This window comes from Synechococcus sp. BA-120 BA3 (assembly GCF_034931285.1).
Classification (GTDB): domain Bacteria; phylum Cyanobacteriota; class Cyanobacteriia; order PCC-6307; family Cyanobiaceae; genus Cyanobium.
This window is the reverse complement of record NZ_JAYGHZ010000172.1, coordinates 1-1,458: the sequence shown is the minus strand read 5'-3', so window position 1 is coordinate 1,458 and position 1,458 is coordinate 1. Positions and strand designations below refer to the sequence as shown.

Genomic DNA, 1,458 nt, shown 5'->3' with positions numbered 1-1,458 from the left:
GATTCAGGCGGCTGCGTCGGCGCGCCGACCGAAGACCGGGGCGATGCGCACCTTCGGGGCCAGGCCCAGGGCCCGCCGGTAGGCGCTGATCGCCTCCAGCAGGCGGCCCCGCTGGCGTTCGATCAGCCCCAGGTTGAACCAGGCCAGGGGCAACTCCGGGCAGAGCTCCGTCACGGCTGCCGTGAGGGACGCCGCCTCCTCCAGATCCCCCTGGCGCAACAGCAGGGCCCCGAGGTTGAGCCGCGCCCCCGCGCTGATCCGGCCATCGAGGGGCAGGGCCAGGGCCTGGCGGTAGAGGTCAGCGGCGGCGCCGGGCTCGTCGGGACCCCGGGCGATGGCGAGGTGCAGCAGCAGCTCGTAGCGCTCGGCGTGGGCGTCGGCCGCGGCACGGGCCAGGCCCTCCTCCAGCAGGGCGAGGCCCCGGCGGCGCTGGCCCTGGCTCACCTCCAGGGCCCCCAGCTTGGCGCAGGCGTAGGGATCCCCCGGCCGGGCGGCCAGCTCCGCCTCCATGGCCGCCCGCAGGCGGGCGGCCTTGTCACGCCCGGCCACCAGCTCCGGCCGGTACCCCTCGTGCACCAGGGCCGGCTCCGGGCAGGTCAGCACCTGCCAGTCGGGCTCCTGCCCCAGCAGCGCGGCCACGCTGTCATCGACCATGGCGTGGTAACGGCGGCTCCAGCGGATCGCCGCATGGCGGCGGAACAGGCGGCTGACGCTGGAATAGGGCGACTGGGCGGCCCCCAGCTCCTGGCGCAGCAGGTTGACCAGCAGCACCCGGGGCTGCTCCATCTGGGCGAGCAGCGGCGAGCGGGCTTCGGGCCGCAGCCATTCGTCCGCATCCAGCACCAGCACCCAGTCGCCCGTCACCAGATCGAGGGCGTGGTTGCGGGCGGGGGCGAAGTCCCCCGGCCAGTCCAAATGGTGCACGCTGGCGCCGCAGGCGGCGGCGATCGCCGGGGTGCCGTCGTCGGAGCCGGTATCCACCACCACCATCTCGTCGACGAAGCCGGCCACCGAAGCCAGGCAGCGCTCGAGGCGCTCGGCCTCGTTGCGCACGATCATCGACAGGCTCAGCATCGGACGCCGCGGGGCAGGACGGTCGTCCCAGGAGGCTAGGTGCCGGCGGGCGCTCAGTCGGTGAAGTCCACAGCAGCGCCGGGGGTGGTGTCGTCGTCGGGGGTGGCGCTCTCCTGCGGCCCGAAGCCGAGGCGGCCCAGCAGTTCCCCCTGGGCCAGGGCCATCTGCCCCGGCGACCATCCGGCCGGCACCTGGGTATCCAGCAGAGCGACCAGGGTCTCCCAGGCATAGGGGCTGCCGTAGACGGCCAGGCCCGCCAGCCGGCCGGCGGCCTGGAGCTGGCGGATCACCGCCGGCCAGGGATCCGCCCCGTCGGCCCGGCCGCGGAACGGGTTCGGCCCCTTATACACATCTCCGAGCCCACGAGACCCCAGGGTATCTCGT

General features: G+C 74.5%; 2 protein-coding genes. Both read right to left on the bottom strand.

The features are described 5' to 3' along the window. Window positions 1–3: 3 nt before the first annotated feature. Window positions 4–1,074 (bottom strand): glycosyltransferase family 2 protein, encoded by a 1,071-nt coding sequence (locus VB737_RS07005; protein WP_500312204.1) that lies wholly within the window; start codon window positions 1,072–1,074, stop codon window positions 4–6. Window positions 1,075–1,127: 53 nt separating this feature from the next. Beyond that, window positions 1,128–1,424 (bottom strand): hypothetical protein, encoded by a 297-nt coding sequence (locus VB737_RS07000; RefSeq protein WP_500312203.1) that lies wholly within the window; start codon window positions 1,422–1,424, stop codon window positions 1,128–1,130. Between the last annotated feature and the right edge of the window lie 34 nt (window positions 1,425–1,458).